The organism is Pseudomonas sp. M47T1, assembly GCF_000263855.1.
Lineage (GTDB): Bacteria > Pseudomonadota > Gammaproteobacteria > Pseudomonadales > Pseudomonadaceae > Aquipseudomonas.
Window position 1 is genome coordinate 34045 of sequence record NZ_AJWX01000025.1, and the last position, 25216, is coordinate 59260.

Sequence of the window (25216 nt, forward strand, 5' to 3'; positions counted from 1 at the left end):
TCGGCCCTGGCGCTAAAAGCCAGATCACAAGCATGCGGCGGGTATTTCCGTAAATCCGTGAAGCACTGGTCTGAAGATATCCACAATAACCTCGACATGCTCCAGACCTGGCCCAATCCAACCCCATCCCCCCCAACCCGCTAAATTCCCCCTCCCCCCCTTCGTCCTTCAAAGACATCAACGACGCGGTCGAGAGACGGGACGACATGAACCAATTCATCGAAAATCAGGACGACGAACTGCTGGCGCTGCTGCTTGCCGAGGAAGCGGGCGAGCCAGGCATTCCAAGGCGTCCCGATGAAGGCAGTGCGCCCCTGTCGTTTTCGCAGCAACGCCTGTGGCTGTTGCACCGCTATGACCCGGCGGCGGCCCAATACAACCTGCCGCGCGCCTTGCGCCTTACCGGCACGGTCGACGTGGCGGCATTGGAGCAAGCGTTTCGCGCGCTGATCCAGCGTCATGAAGTGTTCCGTACCCGCTTTGTCGAAGTAGACGGCCAGCCGCGCCAGATCATCGAACCCCAGGTGGCCTTCGAACTGCACCGCGAGGAAAAGGTGGATTGCAGCCAGATCAACGCGCGCATCCGCGCCGAGGCTGCCATTCCCTTCGTGCTCGATCGTGCGCCGCTGCTGCGCGCCACCCTGCTGTCCTGTGCCGATGAGTGCGAGCAGGTGCTGTTGTTCACCCTGCATCACATCGTCTCCGACGCCTGGTCCAACGCCATTCTGGTACGTGACCTGTCGGTGGCCTACGCCGCTGCGCTGGGCCAGGCCGACGCACGCCTGCCGGTGCTGGAAGTGCAGTACGCCGACTACGCCGCGTGGCAGCGCCAGCGCTTTGACCAAGGCCAGGCCCAGGCTGCGGGCGATTACTGGCGCGGCTACCTGGGCAACCACCTGCCGGTGCTCAACTTGCCGCTGGACCAGCCGCGCCCGGCCACTCAAGGCCACCGTGGCGAATCGCTGCAGGTGCAGGTACCGGATGCCTTGCTGGTGCGCTTGCGAGCGTTCTGCCAGCAGCAAGCCTGCACGCCGTTTGTAGTGCTGCTGGGTGCATGGCAAGCCTTGCTGGCGCGCCATAGTGGCCAGGACAGCTTTGCCGTAGGCGTGCCCAACGCGGCGCGCAACCAGCGCGAGGTGCAGGAACTGGTGGGCTTTTTCGTCAACACCCAGGTCTACCGCGCCGATTTCAGCGCGTCGCTCAGCGCCCGTGCCCTGTGCCGCCGCCTGCGCGCCGAGGCCATGCAGGCGCTAGAGTACGCTGACTATCCGTTCGAATTGCTGTTGGACAGTCTCCAGGTGGAGCGCAGCCTGAGTCACAGCCCGGTGTTCCAGACGCTGTTCAACCTGCGCAATCAGGACGACAGCACCCAATTGAAGCTGCCGGGCCTGAGCGTGGAGGTCATGACCCTACCCAGCGCCACCGCCAAGTTCGACCTGTCGCTGGACGTGGCGCTGGGCGAGCACCTGGTGTGCACCCTGGAATACGACCGTGACCTGTTCGCCGCCAGCACCATCGAGCGCTTGGCAGGCCACTACCAGAACCTGCTGGCGTACATGCTGGAGCAACCCGACGGGTGCCTGGACGATGCGCCATTGCTGGGGGCCCACGAGCACCAGCAACTGCATGCCTGGAGCCAGGGCGGCGCGGCCCATGCCATGACTACCCCGGTACACCGGTTGTTCGAGCAGCAGGCTGCCGTGCGCCCGGACGCCGTGGCGCTGTTGTTCGCCAACGAGCAGCTCACCTATGCCCAACTCGACGGCCGCGCCAACGCCCTGGCGGCCTACCTGCGCCAGCGGGGCGTGGGCGCTGACGTAATGGTGGGCGTGGCCGCCGAGCGCAGCCCGGAGCTGGTGGTGGCGCTGTTGGCCATCCTCAAGGCAGGCGGCGCCTACGTGCCCATGGACCCGGATTATCCTGCCGAGCGCTTGAAGCACATGCTCGACGACAGCGGCATCAGCCTGTTGCTGACCCAGGCACGGGTCGTGGCGCACTTGCCGCTGCAAGGCCGCGACATTGACGTGGTCGACCTGGCCAGCCTGGACCTGGCGCCCTTGGCCGAATGGGTGCCGGCGGCGCTGGAGGCCGAGCACCTGGCCTATGTCATCTATACCTCCGGGTCCACTGGCAAGCCCAAGGGCGCGGGCAACAGCCATGGCGCGCTGTTCAACCGCCTGGCCTGGATGCAACAGGCCTACGACCTGAACGCCGCCGACAACGTGCTGCAGAAAACCCCCTTCAGTTTCGACGTGTCGGTGTGGGAATTCTTCTGGCCATTGATGACCGGCGCTACCCTGACCCTGGCGCTGCCGGGCGAGCACCGTGACCCGGCGGCATTGATTCGGCGTATCCGCCAACAGGGCATCACCACCCTGCATTTCGTGCCGTCGATGCTGCAAGCGTTCATGGCCGAGCCGGACGTTGCCCACTGCACCAGCCTGCGCCTGATTGTGTGCAGCGGTGAGGCGTTGCCTGCGGACCTTGCGGCACGCACCCTGCAGGCGTTGCCCAACGCCGAATTGGTCAACCTGTACGGCCCCACTGAGGCGGCCATCGACGTGACCCACTGGACCTGCCGCCTGGACGGTCACGACAGCGTACCCATTGGCCGCCCTATCGATGGCCTGACCACTCAGGTGCTGGACAAGCGCCTGCACCCGGTGCCGATTGGCGTGGCGGGCGAGCTGTACCTGGGCGGTGTCGGCCTTGCGCGCGGTTACCACCAGCGCCAGGCCTTGACTGCCGAACGCTTCGTGCCCGCTGCCGATGGCAGCGGCCGCCTGTACCGCACCGGCGACCTGGTGCGCTGGCGTGAAGGCGGCATCATTGAATACCTGGGCCGCCTGGATCACCAGGTGAAAATCCGTGGCCTGCGCATTGAGCTGGGCGAGATCGAGGCGTGCCTGCTGGAGTCCGGCCTGACCCGCGAAGCGGTAGTGCTGGCGGTGGACGGCGTGGCCGGCTCACAGCAACTGGTGGCCTACGTGGTGGCTGCAGCTGGCAGCGAAGGCCCGTTGCGTGCCTGGCTGGCCGAGCGCCTGCCGGACTTCATGGTGCCCGCTCACCTCATCACCCTGGCGCAGATGCCGCTCAGCCCCAACGGCAAACTGGAGCGCAAGGCCTTGCCGTTGCCCCAGGCCCAGGTGCAGGCCTATGTGGCGCCCCAGGGCGAGCGCGAAGTGGAGATGGCGCGTATCTGGCAGCAAGTGCTGGGCCTGGAGCAGGTAGGCGCCAGCGACAACTTTTTCGAGCTGGGCGGCGATTCGATCATCGCCATCCAGGTGGTGAGCCGTGCACGTCAGGCCGGGCTGCTGCTGGCCCCACGCGACCTGTTTCAGCACCAGACGCTGGCGGCGCTGGCCAGGGTGGCGCAGCGCGATGACACGCCGGGTGTCGAGCAGTTACCGGTCACCGGTGCCAGCCTGCTGTTGCCATTCCAGACGCGCTTCTTCGCCAGCGAAATTGCCCAGCGCCAGCATTGGAACCAGTCGGTAATGCTGGGCTTCAACCGTGACATCCCCGGCGAAGCCCTGCGTCAGGCACTCAATGTGCTGGTGGCGCAGCATGATGCCTTGCGCTTGCGTTTTGACCCGCAAGGGCGCGCGCACCACGTGGCCGCCGGCCAGCCTGTACTGTGGCAGAAGAATGTTGCCGACCAGGCGGAAATGGACGCGCTCTGTGAACAGGCGCAAACCAGCCTGGACCTGCTCGAAGGCCCACTGTTGCGGGCGGTGCAGATGCAACTCTGGGACGGCAGCCAGCGCTTGCTGTTGGTGGTGCACCATCTGGTAGTGGATGGTGTTTCGTGGCGTATCCTGCTGGAAGACCTGCAGAGCCTGTGCCGGCAACTTGCGGACGGTGCGCGCCCGCAATTGCCGCCACGCACCACGGCCATGCGTGACTGGGCCGAGGCCCTGCACAGCCAGGCCACCAGCCCGCAGCTGGCCCTGGAACTGCCCTGGTGGCAGGCGCAATTGGCCGGCAACCGCGTAGAACACCTGGTGGCCAACCCCCAGGCAGTGGCGTGCCAGCGCGACCTGCAAAACCTGGAAACCCACCTGGATGCCGAGCGCACGCGACAACTGCTGCGCCAGGCGCCGGCGGCGTATCGCACCCAGGTCAATGACTTGCTGCTCACCGCCCTGGCACGGGGCTGGCAGCGCTGGAGCGGGCAGGACGCCGTGCATGTGGAACTTGAAGGGCACGGCCGCGAGCAGGAGTGGGCGGCCGCTGCCGACCTGAGCCGCACGGTGGGCTGGTTCACCAGCACCTACCCGCTGCGTTTGCAGGCCACTGGCGAGGTGGGGGACTCGATCAAGGCCATCAAGGAGCATTTGCGCCAGGTGCCCAACCGCGGCATTGGCCATGGTGTGCTGGCCTGGCTGTCGCCACATGGCGCTGCCCTGCGTGCGCTGCCGGCGCCGCGCATCACCTTCAACTACCTGGGGCAATTCGACCAGAGCTTTGGTGACGACGCGCTGCTGTACCCGGCGGCGGAATCCAGTGGTCGCAACATGCACCCGGAGGCGCCGCCCGGCAACTGGCTGAGCATCAACGGCAGCATCATCGACGGTCGCCTGCGCCTGGTGTGGAGCTTTGCCCCGCAGTGGTTCAGCGCGCCTCAGGTGCAAGGCCTGGCCGATGCCTGGCAAACCGAGTTGACGGCGTTGATCGAACATTGCCTGAGCCCCAGGGCGGGCGGCCTGACACCGTCGGACTTCCCTCTGGCGCGCCTGACCCAGGCGCAACTGGACAACCTGCCGGTGCCGGTGGCTCAGCTCGAAGACATCTACCCACTGTCGCCCATGCAGCAGGGCATCCTGTTCCACAGCGTGTTCACGCCCCAGGCAGGCGCCTACATCAACCAATTGCGCGTGGATGTGCAGGGCCTGGACCTGGCGCGTTTCCGCGCCGCCTGGCAGGCGGCGCTGGACGCTCACCCGGTCTTGCGCAGCGGTTTTGCCTGGGAAGGCGAGGGCGACTCGCCGTTGCAGATCGTTCACCGTCACGTCAGCCTGGTGCTGGAACAGGGCGCCCATGTCGAGGATGCCGACCAGGTGGCCGACGCCGAGCGCCAGCGCGGTTTCGACCTGCGCCGCCCGGCGTTGATGCGCCTGCGCCTGGTGCGCGTGGCTGAGGGGGGCCAGCACCTGATCTGGACTTGCCACCACTTGCTGCTCGATGGCTGGAGCCAGTCACAGTTACTGGGCGAAGTGCTACAGCGCTACGCCGGCCAGCTGCCAAGCCGCAACGCCCCGGCCTACCGGGACTATATCCGCTGGCTGGGTCAGCGCCCCGACAGCGAAGGCTTCTGGCGCACCAGCCTGGGCGAGCTGCAGGAGCCGACCTACCTGGCCAACCTGCTGGCGTACGAAGGCTTGGGTGAAACCGGGCAAGTTGAAGTGCAGGTGCAACTGGACGCCGCGCAGACCGCCCGCTTGCAAGGCTTCGCCCGCCAGCATCACGTGACCTTCAACACTCTGGTGCAGTCCGCCTGGCTGTTGCTGTTGCACCGCTACAGCGGGCAGGCCACCGTGGCCTTCGGTGCCACCGTGGCCGGGCGCCCGGCGCAGTTGCCGGGCATCGAACAGCAACTGGGGCTGTTCATCAACACCTTGCCAGTGGCCGCCACGCCGCAGCCGCTGCTCAGCGTGCAAGCATGGCTGGCCCAGGTGCAGCACGTTAACCTGGACCTGCGCGAGCACGAGCACACGCCGCTTTATGACATTCAGCGCTGGCTGGGTTACAGCGGGCGCGGGCTGTTCGACCACGTGCTGGTGTTCGAAAACTATCCGGTGAGCGAGGCCTTGCAGCAAGGCGCGCCGGCCGGCGTCAGTTTTGCCAACGCACGGGCCACCGAGCAGTCCAGCTACCCGCTGATGCTGATGGTCAACCTTGGCGAGCAACTGACCCTGCGTTTCAACTTCCAACTGGCCAGCTTCGACCGTGACGCCATGGCGCGGCTGGGTAACCATTTCACTCGATTGTTGCTGGCCCTGGCCGAGGATGCCGCCCGGCCGCTGGCCGAGCTGTCGATGCTGGACGACCAGGAGAGCGCCCGGTTGCTGAGCCTGGGTGTGAAGGCTGGCGCGCCCTTGGCGGCGCCGAGCCTGGTGCAGTTGTTCCAGCAGCAGGTCGCACGCACGCCGGCCGCGCTGGCGGTGATTGCCAGCGACGAGTCTGTCGATTACGCCACGCTCAACCGCCGCGCCAACCGCCTGGCGCGCAGCCTGCGCGCCAGTGGCGTGCAGCCCGATGACCGCGTGGCCATTGCCAGCGAGCGTGGCGCACCGCTGCTGGTGGCGTTGCTGGCCGTGCTCAAGGCCGGCGCCGCCTATGTGCCGCTGGACCCGGAGTTCCCGGCCGAGCGCCTGGGCCACATGCTGGGCGACAGCGGCGCGCGACTGCTGCTGACCCAGCAGCACCTGCTGGGCGAGTTGCCGACTCACGACAACGTCTGGTGCCTGGACCGTGATCAGGCCTTGTGGGCCGACGAAGATGACCGTGACTTGCCTGCGGTCAATCATGCCGAGCACCTGGCGTATGTGATCTACACCTCAGGCTCCACCGGGCGCCCCAAGGGTGTGGCCGTCAGTCATGGTGCGTTGGTCAACTTCCTCCAGAGCATGGCCGAACAGCCCGGCCTGGCGGCGGGCGAGCGCATGCTGGCGCTGACCTCGCTGTGCTTCGACATCGCCGGTCTTGAGCTTTACTTGCCGCTGATCCAGGGCGCCAGCGTGGTGCTGGTGGACCGCGACACGGCGCGCGACCCGCAGCGCCTGTGGGCCGCCATCGAGCAGCATCAGGTGCGCAGCATTCAGGCTACGCCGTCCACCTGGCGTATGCTGGCGGCGCACCCGCAACTGGCGGAAAAACTTGCTGGCCGCCAATTGCTGTGCGGTGGCGAAGCCTTGCCAAACGACCTTGCCGAGCAGCTGATTGGCGCCGCCGGGCACGTCTGGAACCTATACGGCCCCACCGAAACCACCATCTGGTCGGCCCGCCGACGGCTGGACCGCGACCACCCGCACACCTGGCTGGGCGAAGCCATTGCCCACACTGGCCTGTACGTGCTGGATGCATACTTGCAACCCTTGCCCCTGGGCGTGGCCGGTGAGCTGTTCATTGGCGGCCAGGGCCTTGCCCGTGGGTATCACGGGCGCGCCGACCTTACGGCCGAGCGCTTTGTGCCGGATCCGCAAGGTGGTGGCCGCTTGTACCGTACCGGTGACCTGGCGCGCTGGCGGGTCAATGGCCAACTTGAATACGTGGGGCGCATCGACCAGCAAGTGAAGGTCCGCGGTTTCCGAATCGAGTTGGGTGAAATCGAAGCGCAGTTGCTCAAGCAGCCGTCGGTGCGCGAAGCGGCCGTGGTGGCTCGCAGCGCCGGCCAGGGGCAGCAACTGATTGGCTACGTGGTGGGTGACGGGCTGGACCTGGGAGCCTTGAAGGCATCGCTCAAGCAGCAATTGCCGGATTATATGGTGCCGGCGCAACTGGTGCACTTGCAGGCCATGCCGCTGACGCCCAACCGCAAGCTCGACCGCAAGGCGCTGCCGGCGCCCGAGTGGCACGGCCAGGCTTACCAAGCCCCGCACGGGCGCATCGAAACCTTGCTGGCCGAGGTCTGGGCCCAGGTTCTGGGGCTTGCGCAGGTGGGGGTGCAGGACAACTTCTTCGAACTGGGTGGCGATTCCATCGTCACCATTCAGGTGGTGGGCAAGGCGCGGCAGGCCGGGCTGGTGTTCAGCCCGAAAATGCTCTTCGAACATCCCACCGTGCAGGCGCTGGCCGCCGTGGTGGAAACCCTTGAGGCCAGCGACGAAGCGCCGCTGGCCGTGATGGTACTGGACGATGCCCAGCGTGCCGCGCTGCCGGTGGCCGAGGCCGATATTGCCCAGGTGTATGGGTTGACGCCCATGCAACATGGCATGCTGTTCCATCAACTGCTCGACAGCAGCGAAGGCGTGTACGTCAACCAATTGCGCGTGGACGTGGAGGCCGTTGACGTCGAGCGCTTGCGACAGGCCTGGCAGTCGGCGCTGGATAGCCATGACAGCCTGCGCACCGGCTTCTGCTGGCAGGGGCTGCAAACGCCGCTGCAATGGGTGCAACGCACGCTGCACCTGCCGTTGCAGGTACTGGACTGGCGTGAAGGCTTCGACGCCCAGGCGCTGGAGCAGTTGGCCGCCGACGACCAGGCCTGCGGCTTTGCCCTGGACCAGCCGCCGCTGCTGCGCCTGACCCTGGTGCGTTGTGATGAGCAGCGTTATCACCTGATCTATACCCATCACCACATCCTCATGGACGGCTGGAGCACCGCACAGTTGCTCGGCGAAGTCATGCAGCGCTACCTCGGCGAATCACCGGTGGCCGGCCCCGGCGGTTATGGTGACTACCTGCGCTGGTTACAGGGCCGGGACCCGGTGGCCACCGAGCAGTTCTGGCAACAGCAGATGGCGCCGTTGCCAGCCCCCACGCGGTTGGCAGACAGCCTGATCAAACCCACCGCCGGTACCGGCTTTGGCCAGCATGAACTGCACCTGGCCGTCGCTCCACTGGCCACTTTCGCCCGTGGCTGCCAGGTTACCGTCAACACGTTGTTGCAGGCGGCCTGGGCCATCGTATTGCAGCGCTACAGCGGCCAGCCGGCCGTGGCATTCGGTGCCACGGTGTCGGGGCGTCCGCCGGAGCTGCCTGGTATTGACCGGCAACTGGGGCTGTTCATCAACACCTTGCCAGTGGTTGCCCAGCCAGCACCGCACCTGGCGGTGGGCCAATGGTTGCACCAAGTGCAGGCCCAGGCGGTGGCGTTGCGCGAGTTCGAACACACGCCGCTGTACGAACTGCAGCGCCGCCATGGCGACGGTGACGCGCTGTTCGACAGCTTGCTGGTGTTCGAAAACTTCCCGGTGGCCGAGGTGCTGGAGCGCGCCGATAGCCCGGTACGTTTTTGCGCCGCAGGCATACAAGGCAACACCAACTACCCGCTGACGTTAATGGCGTCGCTGGGCGACAGCCTGAAAATTGGCTTCAGCTACCGCCGCAGTCATTTCAGCGACGAGGCCGTGCAGGCGCTCGCGGGTCAGTTGCAAACGTTGCTGCTGGCGATGATCGAGGACGCCGAACGGCCCTTGGGCGAACTGCCGTTGCTCGATGCTGCCAGCCAGCAGGCACTGTTGGTGGACTGCAATCGCAGCGCCATGGCCTACGACCCGGCGCAAGGCTTGCCTCAGTTGATCCAAGCCCAGGTGCTGCGCAGCCCCGAGGCCGTGGCGGTGATTGCCGATGACGGCGAGCTGACGTATGCACAGCTCAACGCCCGCGCCAACCAGTTGGCCGGCTACCTGCGCCAGCAGGGCGTGGGCCCCGACGTGACCGTGGGCATTGCCCTGGAGCGCGGCATGCACTTGCCGGTGGCCTTGCTGGCCGTGATGAAGGCCGGCGGCGCCTACGTGCCCATGGACCCCGAATTCCCCCGCGAGCGCCTGGCGCACATGCTCGAAGACAGCGGTCTGACCCTGCTGATCAGTGAACGCCGTCTGTTGGCGGCCTTGCCGACGACCACGGTCACCACCTTCTGCATGGATGACCTTGGCAGCCTTGATGGTGTGGGCCGTGATAACGGCCCGGCACAGGGGCACCCCGAGCACCTGGCGTATGTGATCTATACCTCCGGTTCCACCGGCAAGCCCAAGGGCGTGGCGGTGCGCCAGGGCGGCCTGGTCAACTTCCTGCACAGCATGGTGGCTAGCCCCGGTATCGGCGCCGAGGACCGCGTGCTGGGGCTGACGTCGCTGTCGTTCGACATTTCTGCGCTGGAGCTGTACCTGCCATTGCTGGTGGGCGGCGCCGTAGTGCTGGTGGAACGCATGGCGGCCAAGGACCCGGCCCGCCTGTTGGCGATCATCGAGCAGCACGGGGTGTCGGTGGTCCAGGCCACACCGTCCAGTTGGGGCATGCTGGCCAGTCACGAAGGCTTCGCCCGGCTGCGGGGCAAGCGTTTCTTCTGCGGTGGTGAGGCGTTGTCCAGCGAGCTGGCGGCGCGGCTGGGTGAACAGGCGGCGCAACTGTGGAACCTGTACGGGCCCACGGAAACCACCATCTGGTCGGCGCTCAACCTCGTTCAGGGCCGGCCTGACCTGGGCGGGCCGTTGGCCAACACCCAACTGCATGTGCTCGACGACAGCCTCAACCCGGCCCCACCCGGCGTGCCAGGCGAGCTGTACATTGGAGGCGACGGCCTGGCGCGCGGTTACCATGCGCGCCCGGGGCTGACCGCCGAGCGCTTCGTCGCCGACCCCTTCACCAGCAATGGCGCGCGCCTGTACCGCACCGGCGACCTGGCGCGGCGGCGTGCCGATGGCGTGCTGGAATACTTGGGGCGTATCGACCAGCAGGTGAAGATTCGCGGCCTGCGTATCGAACTGGGCGAAATCGAAGCGTGCCTGCTCAACCAGGCCGGCGTGGGCGAAGCCGCAGTGGTGGCCCGTGAGTCGGCGTATGGCAAGCAGTTGGTGGGCTATGTGACCGGGGTGGACGACAGTCGCCTGGAAGGGCTGAAGACGCAGTTGCGTCGCGACCTGCCAGACTACATGGTGCCCGCGCAACTGATAGCCCTGGCGCGCATGCCGCTGACCCCCAACGGCAAGCTCGACCGCAAGGCCCTGCCGGCCCCGGACTGGCAACCGCGTGAGTACGTGGCGCCGCGTAACGATACCGAGCAGTTGCTGGCCGACATCTGGGCCCAGGTGCTGGGCCTTGGTCAAGTAGGCGTGACCGACAACTTCTTCGAGCTGGGCGGCCATTCGCTGCTGGCCACACAGGTGTTCACCCGCCTGCAAGCCGCGTTGCAGGTGTCGTTGAGCCTGCGCCAGGTGTTTGAAGTGGCCACCGTTGCCGAACTGGCCGAGCTGGTCGAGTCTGCCCGCGCCCCGCAAACAACCACCGACCTGGACGACCTGATGGCCCGCCTCGAAGCCCTGTAACCCTGTACCGTCGACTGTTTTTGTGGGGGCTGGCTTGCCAGCGAGCTTTTCGGGCTTCAACAGCTCGCTGGCACGCCAGCTCCCACAGTGGGTACAGATTTCAAGCTTTTGTGCTGTTAATGATTCCCCTTCCCATTTCGTCTTGAATCACAAAGAACCCGGAATTCCTTGTGATGAACCCAGACCAATCCCTCGCCCTTGCCAAGCGTTTCATTGCCTTGCCACTGGAAAAGCGTCGACTGTTCCTGACCAGCCTGCGCAATGACGGTGTCGACTTTTCCCTGTTCCCGATCCCGGCGCACAACCACGTCGGTGACGAGCGCGAACTGTCGTATGCCCAGCGGCGCATGTGGCTGTTGTGGAAACTGGAGCCGGGCAGCTCGGCCTACAACGTGGCCACCGCCGTGCGCCTGCGCGGGCAGGTTGACCGCCAGGCGCTGGACACGGCCTTGCAGGCCCTGGTGGCTCGCCACGAAACCCTGCGCAGTTGCTTCGTAGAGGAGGGTGCTGCCATCCGCCTCAAGGTGCTGGCGGCCGGGCAGGCCAATGTTCGCCTGGAGGTGGAACCGGTAAGCGCCGAGCACCTGCACGCGCGTTGCCGCGACGCCAGCCGCGCACCGTTCAACCTGGCCACTGGCCCGCTGCTGCGGGCGCAGCTGTTCGAACTGGGCGACGACGATTTCCTCCTGAGCCTCACCCTGCACCACATCATCACCGATGGCTGGTCGATGAACCTGCTGCTGGACGAGCTGGTCAAGGGTTACCTGGCCGGTGCTACCCACCAACCCGCGCAGCTGCCTGTCCAGTACAGCGACTATGCCCTGTGGCAGCGCTCGTGGCTGGAAGCGGGGGAGGCCGAGCGCCAACTCGATTACTGGAAAGCCACGTTGGCCGATGAACAGCCAGCGCTGGAGCTGCCCATCGACCGCCCGCGCGGGCGCGATTGGCAGGGGCAGGGCGAGCGTCATTACTTCAGCCTGGATGCGGCACTGGTCAGCGGCCTGCGCAGCCTGGCCACGGCGGCCAGGGCCACCCTGCCCATGGTGCTTTTGGCGGCGTTTAACGCCGTGCTATACCGCTACAGCGGCCAGGACGATATTCGCGTGGGCATGCCCGTGGCCAACCGCAACCGTCGCGAAACCGAGGCGTTGCTGGGGTTCTTCGTCAATACCCTGGTGCTGCGCACCCGCCTGGACAGCCGCCAGGGCTTCCGCCACCTGCTGGCCCAGGTCCGCGAAACGTTGATCAGTGCCCAGAGTCATCAGGACGTGCCTTTCGAGCAACTGGTGGAAAGCCTGGCGCCTGCCCGCAGCCTGAGCCGCAACCCGTTGTTCCAGGTGCTGTTCAACCATCAGCGGCAGACGGTGGACGCCCAGCGCCAGCTGGGCGCGTTGCACATCGAACCCTACAGCAACCCCGAGTGCTCGGTGAATTTCGAGCTGGTGCTGGACGTGATCGAAACCCCGGCGGGCGCGGTGAATGCGCTGCTGACTTATCCACAGGCGCTGTTCGACGCCAGCACCGTCGCGCGCATCGCCGAGGCTTTCAACAGTCTGTTGCGGGCCGTTGTCGAGGCCCCCGATACCGCGCTGGGCCGTTTGCTCCACACTGACGGCGGCAGCACGGCCCTGGCCCATGACGCGCCATTGCCGGCGACTCATGCCTGGGTGCACGAAAGCATCGCCGCCATGGCTCTCCAGCAGCCCGATGCCCCGGCCGTGAGCGGCGCCAGCCAGTCCCTGACCTTTGCCGAACTGGACCGTGCCGCCAATCGACTGGCCCATCACCTGATCGCCCAGGGCATGGGCCCTGAGAAGCTGGTGGGTGTGGCCATGCCGCGTTCGCCGCAGTTGATCGTGGCCTTGCTGGCGGTGATGAAGGCCGGCGCTGCCTACCTGCCGCTGGACGCCAGTTACCCGCGCCAGCGCCTGGAATACCTGATGGCAGATTCGGGCATGGCCCTGTTGCTGAGCCATGCCAGCCTGCTCGACGCCTTGCCGGTACCGGCTGGCGTGCCTGCCCTGGCGCTGGAACAGCTGGACCTGAGCGTGTTGCCGTGCACCGCGCCCATGGTGGCGGTGCACGCCGACAGCCTGGCCTACCTGATCTACACCTCGGGTTCCACCGGCCAGCCCAAGGGCGTGGCGGTGGCGCACGGGCCGTTGGCCATGCACTGCGCAGGCATTGGCCGGCGCTATGAAATGACCCCGGCCGATCGCGAGTTCCACTTCATGTCGTTTGCCTTCGACGGCGCCCACGAGCGCTGGCTGACCCCCCTCAGCCACGGTTCCAGCCTGTTCCTGCGCGATGACGCGCTGTGGAGCGTGGAGCAGACCTGGCGTGCGCTGCACGACGAACGCATTAGCGTAGTGGCGTTCCCGCCGGCCTACCTGCAACAGTTGGCCGACCACGCCGCCCTGCACCGCAACCCGCCGCCCGTACGTATCTACTGTTTTGGCGGCGACGCGGTGGCCGAGGCCAGCCTGGCCCAGGTTCGCCAGCACTTGGCGCCGCAATACGTGATCAATGGCTATGGGCCCACCGAGACCGTGGTGACACCGCTGTTGTGGAAAGCGCCGGCCGACCTGCCCTGTGGTGCGCCTTACGCACCCATTGGCCAGGGCGTGGGCGCGCGCACCTTGCATGTGCTCGACGCCGACCTGAACCCGGTGCCTCACGGCGTATCGGGTGAACTGTATTTAGGCGGCGAGGGCGTGGCCCGTGGTTACCACCAGCGCCCAGGCCTGACTGCCGAACGCTTTGTCGCCGACCCGTTCGGCAATGGTGGCCGCCTGTACCGCACCGGCGACCGGGTACGGGTACGCGCCGATGGTACCGTCGACTACTTGGGGCGCATCGACCAACAGGTCAAGGTGCGCGGTTTCCGTATCGAGTTGGGCGAGATCGAAACTCGCCTGCGCGAAGTGGCGGGCGTGGGCACGGCCGTGGTGGTGGCCCGCGACACGCCCGCCGGCAAGCAACTGATCGGCTACCTGGAAGGTCAGGACAGCCCCCAGTTGCAGGCGGCTATCGACACCCACCTGCAACGTCATTTGCCCGACTACATGATTCCCGCGCGGCGGGTGGTGCTTGAGCGTCTGCCGCTCAATGCCAACGGCAAGATCGACCGCAATGCGCTGCCTGAACCGCAGTGGACCAGCATGGCCTACCGTGCGCCGCACACGCTGGACGAACAGATGCTGGCCGAAATCTGGGCCAGCCTGTTGAGCGTGGAGCAGGTAGGCCTGGACGATGACTTCTTCGCCCTGGGCGGCCATTCGCTGCTGGCGGTGCAGGCCGTGTCGCGGATCAAGCACGTGCTGGAGCTGGACGTGCCGGTGCGCTTGCTGTTCGACGCGCCGCGCCTGCAAGACTGCGCCGCACGCCTGCGTGACAGCCACATTGCCCAGGCCCCGGCGCTGGTGGCCGCAGCGCGGCCCGAGCGCGTGCCGTTGGCCAGCAACCAGGCGCGCCTGTGGTTTATCTGGCAACTGGAACCTGAGAGCACCGCATACCACATCAACAGCGGCCTGCGCCTGCTCGGCGCGCTGGACCAACCGGCGTTGGAACAAGCGTTCAACCGCGTGCTGGCGCGCCATGAAAGCCTGCGCACCCGGCTGGTGGACGATGGCGAGGGACCGGCACAAGTGATCGATGCGCCGTGGCCGTTTACCCTGGCGGCGCAGCCCGTGGCGCCGTCGGCCGCCCGTGCCCAGGCGCGGGATTTGCTGCGCCGGCCATTCGATCTGCAACAGGGGCCGCTGTTACGCGCCGAACTGCTGCAACTCGAAGAGCAGGAGCACTGGCTGCTGCTGAGCATGCACCACATCATCTCCGATGGCTGGTCCATGCAGGTGCTGATCGACGAGCTGACCCAAGCCTACGCGGCGCTGACTGCCGAGCAGGAACCGCAATGGCCGGCACTGGCGTTGCAGTACGCCGACTATGCCCTGTGGCAGAACCAGTGGCTGGCGGGCGGTGAAGGCCACCGCCAGCTGGACTACTGGCGCACCCAGTTGGGCAACGAGCACCCCGTGCTGGAACTGCCGGGCGACCATCCACGCCCGGCGCGCGCCAGCCATCGCGGCGCGGTGTGGTCGTTCGAGCTGGACACCGAGCGTGCCACCCGCCTGCGCGATCAGGCCCGCCAGCACGGTGCCACGCCGTTCATGTGGTTGCTGGCGGCGTTCAAGACCTTGTTGTACCGCTACAGCGGCCAGGCCGACCTGCGCATCGGCGTGCCCCAGGCCAACCGCCAGCGCCTGGAAACCGAGGGGCTGATCGGCTTCTTCGTCAACACCCAGGTGCTGCGCAGCCAACTCGATGGTCGCGCACCGTTCACGGCGCTGCTGGCGCAGGTGCGGGACGTGACCCTGCAAGCCCAGGCTCACCCCGACCTGCCGTTCGACCAGTTGGTTGAAGCCTTGCAGCCGCCGCGCAGCCTGAGCCACAACCCGCTGTTCCAGGTGATGTTCAGCCACCTGCCGGCCACCCGCGGGCTGGAGCGCATCGCCCAGTCGGGCTTGCAGATCGCGCCGCTGCCCAGCCAGGAAGAAACCCTGCAGTTCGACTTGCAGCTGTACACCCGCGACACCGCCGAAGGGGGCCTGCGCGGCGCCTTGAGCTACGCCCTGGACCTGTTCGAGGCGGCGAGTATCAAGCGCCTTGGCAGCCATTGGCTGAACCTGATCGACGCCTTGCTGGAGGACCCACAGCACAGCCTGGACAGTGTGCCGATGCTGACCCCCGGTGAGCGTCAGCAAGTGCTTCACGCTTTCAACGCCACCGCCGCCGACTACCGCGCCACCGCGTTGCTGCCTGAGCTGCTGGTGCAGCAACGGCACGCCAGTCCCGACAGCGTGGCACTGGTGCATGGCGAGCAACGCCTGACCTACGCGCAGTTGCATGCCCGTGCCAACCGCCTGTCTCACCGCCTGAATGCCCATGGCATTGGCTGCGACGACTTGGTGGGCATTGCCGCGCTGCGCTCGGTGGAGCTGGTGGTGGGCCTGTTGGGCATCATCAAGGCCGGCGCCGCCTACCTGCCCATGGACCCGGAGCTGCCGGCCGAGCGCCTGGCGTACATGATCGACGACAGCGCGGTGAAACTGCTCCTGACTCAAACCGCACTGGTCGACAGCCTGCCAGCCGGCACAGCCGAGCGCTGGTGCCTGGACGACGGCAGCGACGCCGCCTGGCCTGAGCACGAGCCTCGTTTGGCCACCCAGCCAGGCCAGTTGGCCTACTGCATCTACACCTCCGGTTCCACCGGCAAGCCCAAGGCGGCGGGCAATAGCCATGAAGCGCTGCACAACCGCCTGGTGTGGATGCAGCAGGCTTATCAACTGGGCGCAGCCGACCGCGTACTGCAAAAGACCCCATTCAGCTTCGACGTGTCGGTGTGGGAGTTCTTCTGGCCGCTGATGACCGGCGCCACCCTGGTCATGGCTGACCCGGGCGCCCATCGCGATCCGGCGGCATTGCAAGCCGTGATCGAGCGTGAGCAGGTAACCACGCTGCACTTCGTGCCCTCGATGCTGCAACTGTTCATCGCCGCCGGTGCCCTGCGCGGCGGCTGCCAAAGCCTTGCGCGAGTCATCTGCAGCGGCGAAGCCCTGTCCCATGACCTGCAGAGCCAGTTCCTCGCCGAGCATTCGGCGGCGCTGTACAACCTGTATGGCCCCACCGAAGCGGCTATCGACGTTACCCATTGGACCTGCCGTGCGGAGCCGGGGCAGTTTGCCGTGCCGATTGGCGAGCCCATTGCCAACACCGCCATTCATATCCTCGACGCCGATTTGCAACCGGTGCCGGTGGGCGTTACCGGCGAGTTGTACATTGGCGGCATCAACCTGGCGCGTGGCTACCTGGGCCGCCCGGCGCTGACCGCCGAACGCTTCGTGCCCAACCCCTTCGGCGCCGGGCGGCTGTACCGCAGCGGCGACCTGGCCCGCTACCGTGCCAGTGGCGTGATCGAATACGCCGGTCGCATCGACCACCAGATCAAGATTCGCGGCCTGCGCATTGAACTGGGTGAAATTGAAGCCTGCCTGCTGGAGCAGGCCGGCGTGCGCGAAGCCGTGGTGATCGACCGTGCTTCGCCCCAAGGCGTGCAACTGATCGGTTACGTGGTGGGTGAAGGCCTGGCGCCCGAGGCGCTGCGTGAGGTGCTGCGCACGCGTCTGCCGGACTACATGGTGCCGGCGCAATTGATCGAACTGGCGCACATGCCATTGTCGCCCAACGGCAAGCTAGAGCGCCGCCTGCTGCCGGAACCGCAGTGGCAGGGCCGCGTCTACGAAGCACCGCAAGGGGCCATCGAGGTGCTGGTGGCGCAGGTGTGGAGCGAGGTGCTGGGCGTGGAACAGGTTGGCCGCGCCGATGACTTCTTTGCCCTGGGCGGCCATTCGCTGCTGGCCATCCGCATGATTTCGCGCCTGCGCCAGGCGCTGGACCTGGAACTGGCGGTAAGGCAGGTTTTCGACACCCCGCAGCTCGGCGACTTCGCCCGCGCGCTGGCCAGCATCGCCAGCCCGTCCATCCGCCTGGGGCGCCGCGAGCGCCCGGCTTTGCTGCCACTGTCCCACGCGCAAAACCGCCTGTGGTTCCTGTGGCAAATGGAACCGCACAGCAGCGCCTACAACATGCCCATGGCCCTGCGCCTGCGCGGCACCTTGCACATGGATCGCTTGCGTGATGCCTTCGGGCAACTGGTGGGTCGCCACGAGGCGTTGCGCACCACCTTCGCCACCGTGGACGGCCAGGCAGTGCAGCGCATTCACGCCAGCGTTGCCCTGCAGATGCCACAGGTGGACCTGGGTTCGATGCCCGAAGCTCAACGCCAGACTCGCGCGCGCGAAATGGCCTTGCACGAGGCACGCCAGCCATTCGACCTGCACAACGGCCCGTTGATACGGGTGCAACTGCTGCGCCTGGACGAGCAGGAGCATCACCTGCTGCTGACCCTGCATCACAGCATCAGCGATGGCTGGTCGCTGACCGTGCTGGTGGACGAGCTCGCCAGTCTGTACCGCCAGCAAACCCCTGCGCCGCTGCCCTTGCAGTACGCCGACTACGCGCTGTGGCAGCGCGACTGGCTGGCCGGCGTCGAAGGCGAGCGCCAGGCCGCGTATTGGCAGCAACAGTTGCAAGGCGCCCCGGCGATACTGGAACTGCCCGCTGACTTCCCGCGCCCGGCCGAGCAAAGCTACCGCGGTGCCAACCACCGCTGGTGCCTGTCGAGTGAAACCGGCCTTGCCCTGCGCGCACTGAGCCAGGCGCACCAGGCCACGCCGTTCATGACGGCGCTGGCGGTGTTCAACGTGCTGCTGTACCGCTACAGCGGCCAGGACGACATTTGCCTTGGCGTGCCCATCGCCAACCGCCAGCGCGGCGAAACCGAGGGCCTGATCGGCTTCTTCGTCAACACTCAGGTGCTGCGCTCGCGCCTGGATGCCGACCAGCCGTTCGCCGAGCTGCTGCAACAAGTCAAGGACACTGCCTTGCAAGCCCAGGCCCATCAGGACCTGCCGTTCGAGCAACTGGTGGACATCGTGCAGCCGGCGCGCTCGCTCAGTCACAACCCACTGTTCCAAGTGCTGTTCAGCCACGAGCGGCATGCCCGCCAGCGTCGTGTGCAGTTGGACGGCCTGAGCCTGGAAGCCATGGGTGGTGACAGCGCCACCGCGCAATTTGACCTGTCGCTGTTCATGGACGAGAACGCCGATGATTCGCTGACCTTCAACTTCAACTACGCCACGGACCTGTTCAGCACCGTCACGGTCGAGCGGCTCGGGGTGCATTTCACCCGTCTGTTAAGCGCCGTGTTGCAGGCACCGCAGATGGCCGTGGGGCAATTGCCCCTGCTCGACGACGAAGAACAGCAGGCACGCTTGCGTGCCATCAACCAGACCCAGCGTCACTACCCGGCCAGCCATTTCGAACACCTGGTTGCCGACCAGGCGCGGCGCACGCCGCAGGCGCTGGCGGTGAGTGATGGTCATGAACACCTGTCCTTTGCCCAGCTCGATGCCCAGGCCAACGCCCTGGCAGTGCGCCTGCAAGCCGCCGGCGTGGGCGCCGATGTGCCGGTGGCGGTGTGCCTGGAACGCACCCCCTCGTTGCTGGTGGCCTTGCTGGCCGTGTTCAAGGCCGGCGGCGCCTATGTGCCACTGGACCCTGAGTTCCCGGCCGAGCGCCTGGCGCACATGGTCAGCGACAGCGGCACGCATTTGCTGTTGACCCAGACCTCACTGCTGCCGTTGGCCGCGCAGATGGGCTACACCGACAGCACCTGGTGCCTGGACGCGCTGGCCCTGGAGCCGCTGCTGGCGGCGCCGGTACACAGGGCGCAGTTGTCCAACCTGGCCTACGTGATCTACACCTCGGGTTCCACGGGCAAGCCCAAGGGCGTGGAGGTGACGCGCGCAGGGTTGGTCAACTTCCTCCACAGCATGGCCGAGGCACCGGGAATTGAGCCGGGGCAGAAGATGCTGGCGCTGACCTCGTTGTCGTTCGACATCGCTGCCCTGGAGCTGTACCTGCCACTGCTCACCGGTGCCAGCGTGGTGCTGGTCAGCCGCGACACCGCCCGTGACCCGCAACGCCTGATCGAGGTGATTGCGGCCGAGCAGGTCCAGGTCATCCAAGCCACACCGTCCACCTGGCGCCTGCTCAGCGAACAGCCAACGTTCCGGCGTTTGCGCGGTGCCACCCTGTTGTGCGGCGGCGAAGCCTTGCCAGCCGACCTGGCCACTCGCCTGTTGGCGCTGCAAGGCCCGTTGTGGAATGTCTATGGCCCCACCGAAACCACCATCTGGTCGGCACGCAACCTGCTCAGCCTCGACCAGCCGCGGCCGGATCTGGGCCTGCCATTGGCCAACACCACGTTGTACGTGCTCGACGGCGCGCTGGTGCCGGTACCGGTTGGTGTGGTGGGCGAGTTGTACATTGGCGGCGCCGGCCTGGCACGTGGTTACCACGGGCGCCCGGAACTGACCGCCGAACGCTTCGTTCCTGATCCCTTTGGCGCTTGCGGTCAGCGCCTGTACCGCACCGGCGACCTGGTGCGCTGGCGCGAAGGCAATGCCCTTGAGTACGTGGGCCGCGCCGACCAGCAGGTGAAGCTGCGCGGCTTCCGCATTGAACTGGGCGAAATCGAAGCCTTGTTGCTGGCCCAACCGCAGGTGCGTGAAGCGGCCGTTGTGGTACGCCAGACGCCTCAGGGCCAGCAGTTGGTGGGCTACGCGGTGGCAGGCGAGGTCGAGCCCCAGGCGTTGCGCGAGGCTTTGCGTGAACGCCTGCCCGACTACATGGTGCCGGCGCAGATCGTATTGCTCGAGCGCATGCCGCTCACCCCTAACCGCAAGCTCGATCGCCGCGCCTTGCCCGAGCCGGTGTGGCAGGCCCGCGCCTATCGCGCGCCGGTCAGCATCGTCGAGCAGCAACTGGCGACCATTTGGCAGAACCTGCTGGGCCTGGAACAGGTGAGCCTGGACGACAACTTCTTTGACCTGGGCGGCGATTCGATCATTTCTATCCAGGTGGTCAGCCGTGCCCGCGAAGCCGGTTTGCACCTGACGCCCAAGGACGTGTTCCAGCACCAGCGCCTGCAGCAATTGGCAGCCCAGGCCAGCCCTGTGCAAGCGCCGGTTCAGGCCATGACGCAGGCGTTGCATGTGCCCGGTATGCCATTGCGTGCCGAGCACTTTCCGTTGGCCGGCCTTCAACAGCAGCAACTGGATGCGCTGGGGCTGGACGAAGCCCGGGTGGAGGCGATTCTGCCGCTGTCGCCAATGCAGCAAGGCATGCTGTTCCACAGCGTGGAGGTACAGGAGGAGGGGCTGTACGTCAATCAGCTCAACATCGGCATCGATGGCCTCGACGCCACGCGCTTCCGCCAGGCCTGGGCCGAGGTCAGCCAGGCGCACGACAGCCTGCGCAGCCTGTTCCTGTGGCAGGGCCTGGAGCAGGCCCTGCAAGTAGTGCTGAGCGATGCGCCGTTGCCTGTTCGCGAAGTTGACCTGCGCGGGCAACGCGTGACGCCCGAGCTGATAGAGCGCTATGTGCTGGCCGAGCGCGCCGAGCCGTTCGACTGGCAACGTCCGCCCTTGCAGCGCCTGTTGCTATTGCGCCTGGGCGAACAGCAGTACCGCCTGATCTGGACTTACCATCATATTGTGCTGGACGGCTGGAGCGTGTCGCTGCTCATCGGCCAGGTGCTGCGCCGCTACCTGGGCGGGGAAAAACCGGCGGTCGGCGGCCGTTACGGTGACTATATCGCCTGGCTTCAGGCGCAGGACGAGCAGGCCGCGCAGGCCTTCTGGCAGGCACAGTTGCAGGTGCTGGAGCAACCCACGCTGTTGGCCCAGTCACTGGTGGACACACCGCAAGGCCAGGGCCACACGGCCTTGTACACGCGCCTGGACAAAGCTGCCACCGAGCGCCTGCGACAGTTTGCGCGGCAGCAGCGAATCACCCTCAACACCCTGATCCAGGGCGCGTGGCTGTTGTTGCTGCAACGTTATACCGGGCAGCGCACCGTGGCCTTCGGCGCCACGGTATCGGGCCGTCCGGCCAGCCTGCCGGGTGCGGAAAACCTGCTGGGCCTGTTCATCAACACCCTGCCCATCGCCCAGACGCTGGCGCCGCAGCAGCCCTTGGGCGACTGGTTGCGCCACCTGCAGGACTACAACCTCAAGGCGCGTGACTTCGAGTACACGCCACTGGGGCAGATCCAGCGCTGGTCGGGCCAGGCCGGGCAAGCGCTGTTCGACAGCATCATCGTGTTCGAGAACCAGCCGGTGGACCGCCTGCTGCGCGACTGGGACAACAGTGAGCTGCGCTTTGACGTGGGCCAGGGTTTTGGCGTGACCAACTTCGCCATGGACCTGATGGTGACCTTGGGCGAAGGCCTGGAAATCGAGTACATGTACCGTCGCGAGCAGTTTGCCGAATCCTCGGTGCTGCGCCTGCGCGAGCACCTGGAAGGTTTGTTGGAGACCTTGCCGCAGGACGCCGCGCGGCCGCTGGGCAGCATCGGCCTGCTGGGCAGTGATGAACAGCGGGCGTTGGCCCAGGCCAATGCCTTCGAACCGACGGCAAGCGCGTTTGTGCATGACGTTATCGATAGCTGGGCGGTCCGCCAGCCCGAGCGTACGGCACTAGCATGTGCCGGCCGCGAGCTCAATTACCGGCAACTGGCCGAGCGCAGCAGGCGTCTGGCGCAGCACCTGCAACAGGCCGGCATCGGTGCCGAAGCGGTGGTGGGCATTGCCTTGCCGCGCTCGGTGGAACTGCCCGTGGCCTTGCTGGCGGTGCTCAAGAGCGGCGCGGCCTACCTGCCGCTGGACATCGATTACCCCGCCGAGCGCCTGGCTTACCTGATGCACGACTCGGGCATGCGGCTGTTGATCACCGACCGTGCCACCCAGGCCAGCCTGCCATTGCCCGAGGGCCTGGAATGCTGGACGCTGGACGACCTGACCGATGATCATTCGCCGTTGCCGGCGCTTGAGCCGGCGTTGCACCCGGGCAGCCTGGCCTACCTGATCTACACCTCCGGCTCCACCGGCCTGCCCAAGGGCGTGGCCGTGGCGCACGGGCCGCTGGCCATGCACTGCGCGGCCATTGGCGAGCGCTATCAGATGACGCCCGAGGATCGCGAACTGCACTTCATGTCGTTCGCCTTCGACGGCGCCCACGAGCGCTGGCTGACACCGCTCAGCCACGGCGGCTGCGTGGTGCTGCGCGACAACCAGCCCTGGAGCATCGAGCAAACCTGGGCCGCCCTGCGTGAACAGCGCATCAGTGTGGTGGCATTCCCGCCGGCGTATTTGCAGCAGTTGGCCGAACAGGGCCAGCGCGACGGCAACCCGCCGCCGGTGCGCATCTATTGCTTCGGCGGCGATGCCGTGCCAGAGGCCAGCCTGGCGCAGGTGCGTCGTTACCTGCGCCCGCAGCACGTCATCAACGGCTACGGACCAACCGAAACCGTGGTCACGCCATTGCTGTGGAAAGCATCGCCGGATACGCCGTGTGGCGCCGCCATCGCGCCCATTGGCGAGCGCGTCGGCGCTCGTACCACCTGGGTACTGGACCCGGACTTGAACCAGGTACCGGCGGGAACCAGCGGCGAGTTGTACTTGGGTGGCCAAGGCCTGGCCCGTGGTTACCACCAGCGCCCGGGCTTGAGTGCCGAGCGCTTCGTCGCCGACCCGTTCAGCACCGAAGGCGGGCGCCTTTACCGCACCGGTGACCTGGTGCGTGCGCGTGCCGATGGTACCTTCGATTACCTGGGGCGCATTGACCAGCAGGTGAAGATTCGTGGTTTTCGTATTGAGCTGGGTGAGATCGAGGCGCGTCTGCGTGCCGAACCCCAGGTGCAGGCCGCCGTTGTGGTGGCGCTGGAGACCGCAGCGGGCAAGAAACTGGTGGGCTACGTGGCCGCGGCGCGCATCGACGGCCTGGCCGAACGCTTGCTGGCCAGCCTGCACGCACAACTGCCCGATTACATGGTGCCGGCGCAGATCCTGGTGCTCAGCCAGTTGCCGCTGAACGCCAACGGCAAGGTCGACCGCAAGGCACTGCCCGAACCGCAGTGGCAGGGCGGCGACTACGTGGCCCCGCGCAATGCCCTGGAAACGCAGATGGCAGCAATCTGGGCGCAGGTGCTGGGCGTGGATCAGGTGGGCGTGTTCGATAACTTCTTCGAGCTGGGTGGCGACTCGATCCTGAGCCTGCAATTGGTGTCCAAGGTGCGCAACAGCGAAGACCTGGGCATTGAGATCAAACTCCGCGACCTGATGCGCTATCAGACCATCGATGCCTTGCTGGCACGGGGGCAGGATGACGCCGATGTACCGGTCGTGGCTCAGGACAGTCAGTTGCAGGGGGCGGATGAACGCTTTGGCCTGTTGCCGATCCAGTCGTGGTTCTTCGAGCAGGGCATGGCCGAGCCGCATCACTTCAACCAGGCGCTGATGCTGGGCATGGCCGAGCCACTGGACGCCGTTCGGCTGGAAGCGGCGTTGCAAGCGCTGGTGCAACACCACGACGCCCTGCGCCTGCGCTTCGAGCAGGCCGCTGACGGCCAGTGGTACCAGCGCTACGCCGATCATGACAGTGCCCACGCGCTGTTGTGGAATGAGCAATTGCCCGGCGTTGGGGCCATTGAAGCGCTGGCCAACCGTGCCCAGCGCAGTTTGAACCTGCAAAGCGGCCCGCTGCTGCGTGCGGTGCAGATGCACCTGCCCGATGGCACGGCGCGGCTGTTGCTGGTTATTCACCACATGGTGGTGGACGGCGTGTCGTGGCGCATCCTGCTGGAAGATGTGCAGGCGCTGTATCAGGCGCAGGTCACCCGCGTGGCGGCCAGGCTGCCGGCGCGCACCAGCAGCTACCGCCTTTGGGTGGAGCGCCTGCTGGCCAGGGCGGCGGCGGAGCAGGGGCTGCCGTTCTGGCTGCAACTGCTCGACGATGCGCCCCGCGACCTGCCGCGGGACAACCCGCGCGGCCGCAACCTGGTGGGCGTGCGCGGCAACGCAGTGATGAACCTGGACCGCGAACGTACTCAGGCGCTGCTCAAACGCGTGCCGGGTGCCTTGCAGGCGCAGATCAACGACTTGCTGCTGACCGCTCTGGCGCGGGTACTGTGCCGCTGGACCGGCGAGGAGTCGGCGCTGATCCAGCTTGAGGGCCATGGTCGTGAAGATTTGTTCGCCGACCTTGACCTGAGCCGCACCCAAGGCTGGTTCACCACCATGTACCCGGTGCACCTGAAGCCCGGCAACGGCAACGATGTGGCCGAGTCGGTCAGCCGCGTGCGGCGCCAGTTGCAGCGCATTCCCGACAAGGGCATCGGCTATGGCCTGTTACGGCATGCCGGCAGCAGCCAGGCACGCCAGCAGTTGCAAGCCATGGCCCAGCCGCGCATCACCTTCAACTACCTGGGGCAGTTCGACCAGGCGTTCGAAGGTGGCCTGTTCACCCCGGCGCGCGAGTCCATGGGCGATGTGTACAGCCCGATGGCGCAGTTGGCCAACTGGCTGGAGATCATCGGCCAGGTCTATGACGCCAGCCTCAGCCTGCGTTGCGTATACAGCCGCAAGTGCTACCGCCCCGAGACGGTGCAGGGGCTGATGGATGCCTTGCGCGTGGAACTGGAACAGTTGGTTGACAGTACTGCGCCGGTGGCCGCGCTATGAACCCTACTTTGCATGGAAAAC

At 66.4% G+C, this 25216-nt stretch carries 2 protein-coding genes; both read left to right on the forward strand.

Translation table 11 applies throughout. The annotated features are described in order from the left end of the window. The first annotated feature begins 206 nt into the window (after nucleotides 1–206). The gene (locus tag PMM47T1_RS22155; RefSeq protein WP_008373231.1) at nucleotides 207–10991 is read left to right on the forward strand and encodes a non-ribosomal peptide synthetase; all 10785 of its coding nucleotides are present in this window, start codon (nucleotides 207–209) and stop codon (nucleotides 10989–10991) included. A 173-nt stretch (nucleotides 10992–11164) separates the two neighbouring features. After that, nucleotides 11165–25195 (forward strand): non-ribosomal peptide synthetase, encoded by a 14031-nt coding sequence (locus PMM47T1_RS28760; RefSeq protein ID WP_008373232.1) that lies wholly within the window; start codon nucleotides 11165–11167, stop codon nucleotides 25193–25195. The last annotated feature ends 21 nt before the right edge of the window (nucleotides 25196–25216 follow it).

What these genes read in the sequence shown, in the direction of transcription:
- PMM47T1_RS22155 (WP_008373231.1), top strand. Translation starts at nt 207, where the DNA reads ATGAACCAATTCATCGAAAATCAGGACGACGAACTGCTGGCGCTGCTG.
- PMM47T1_RS28760 (WP_008373232.1), top strand. Translation starts at nt 11,165, where the DNA reads ATGAACCCAGACCAATCCCTCGCCCTTGCCAAGCGTTTCATTGCCTTG.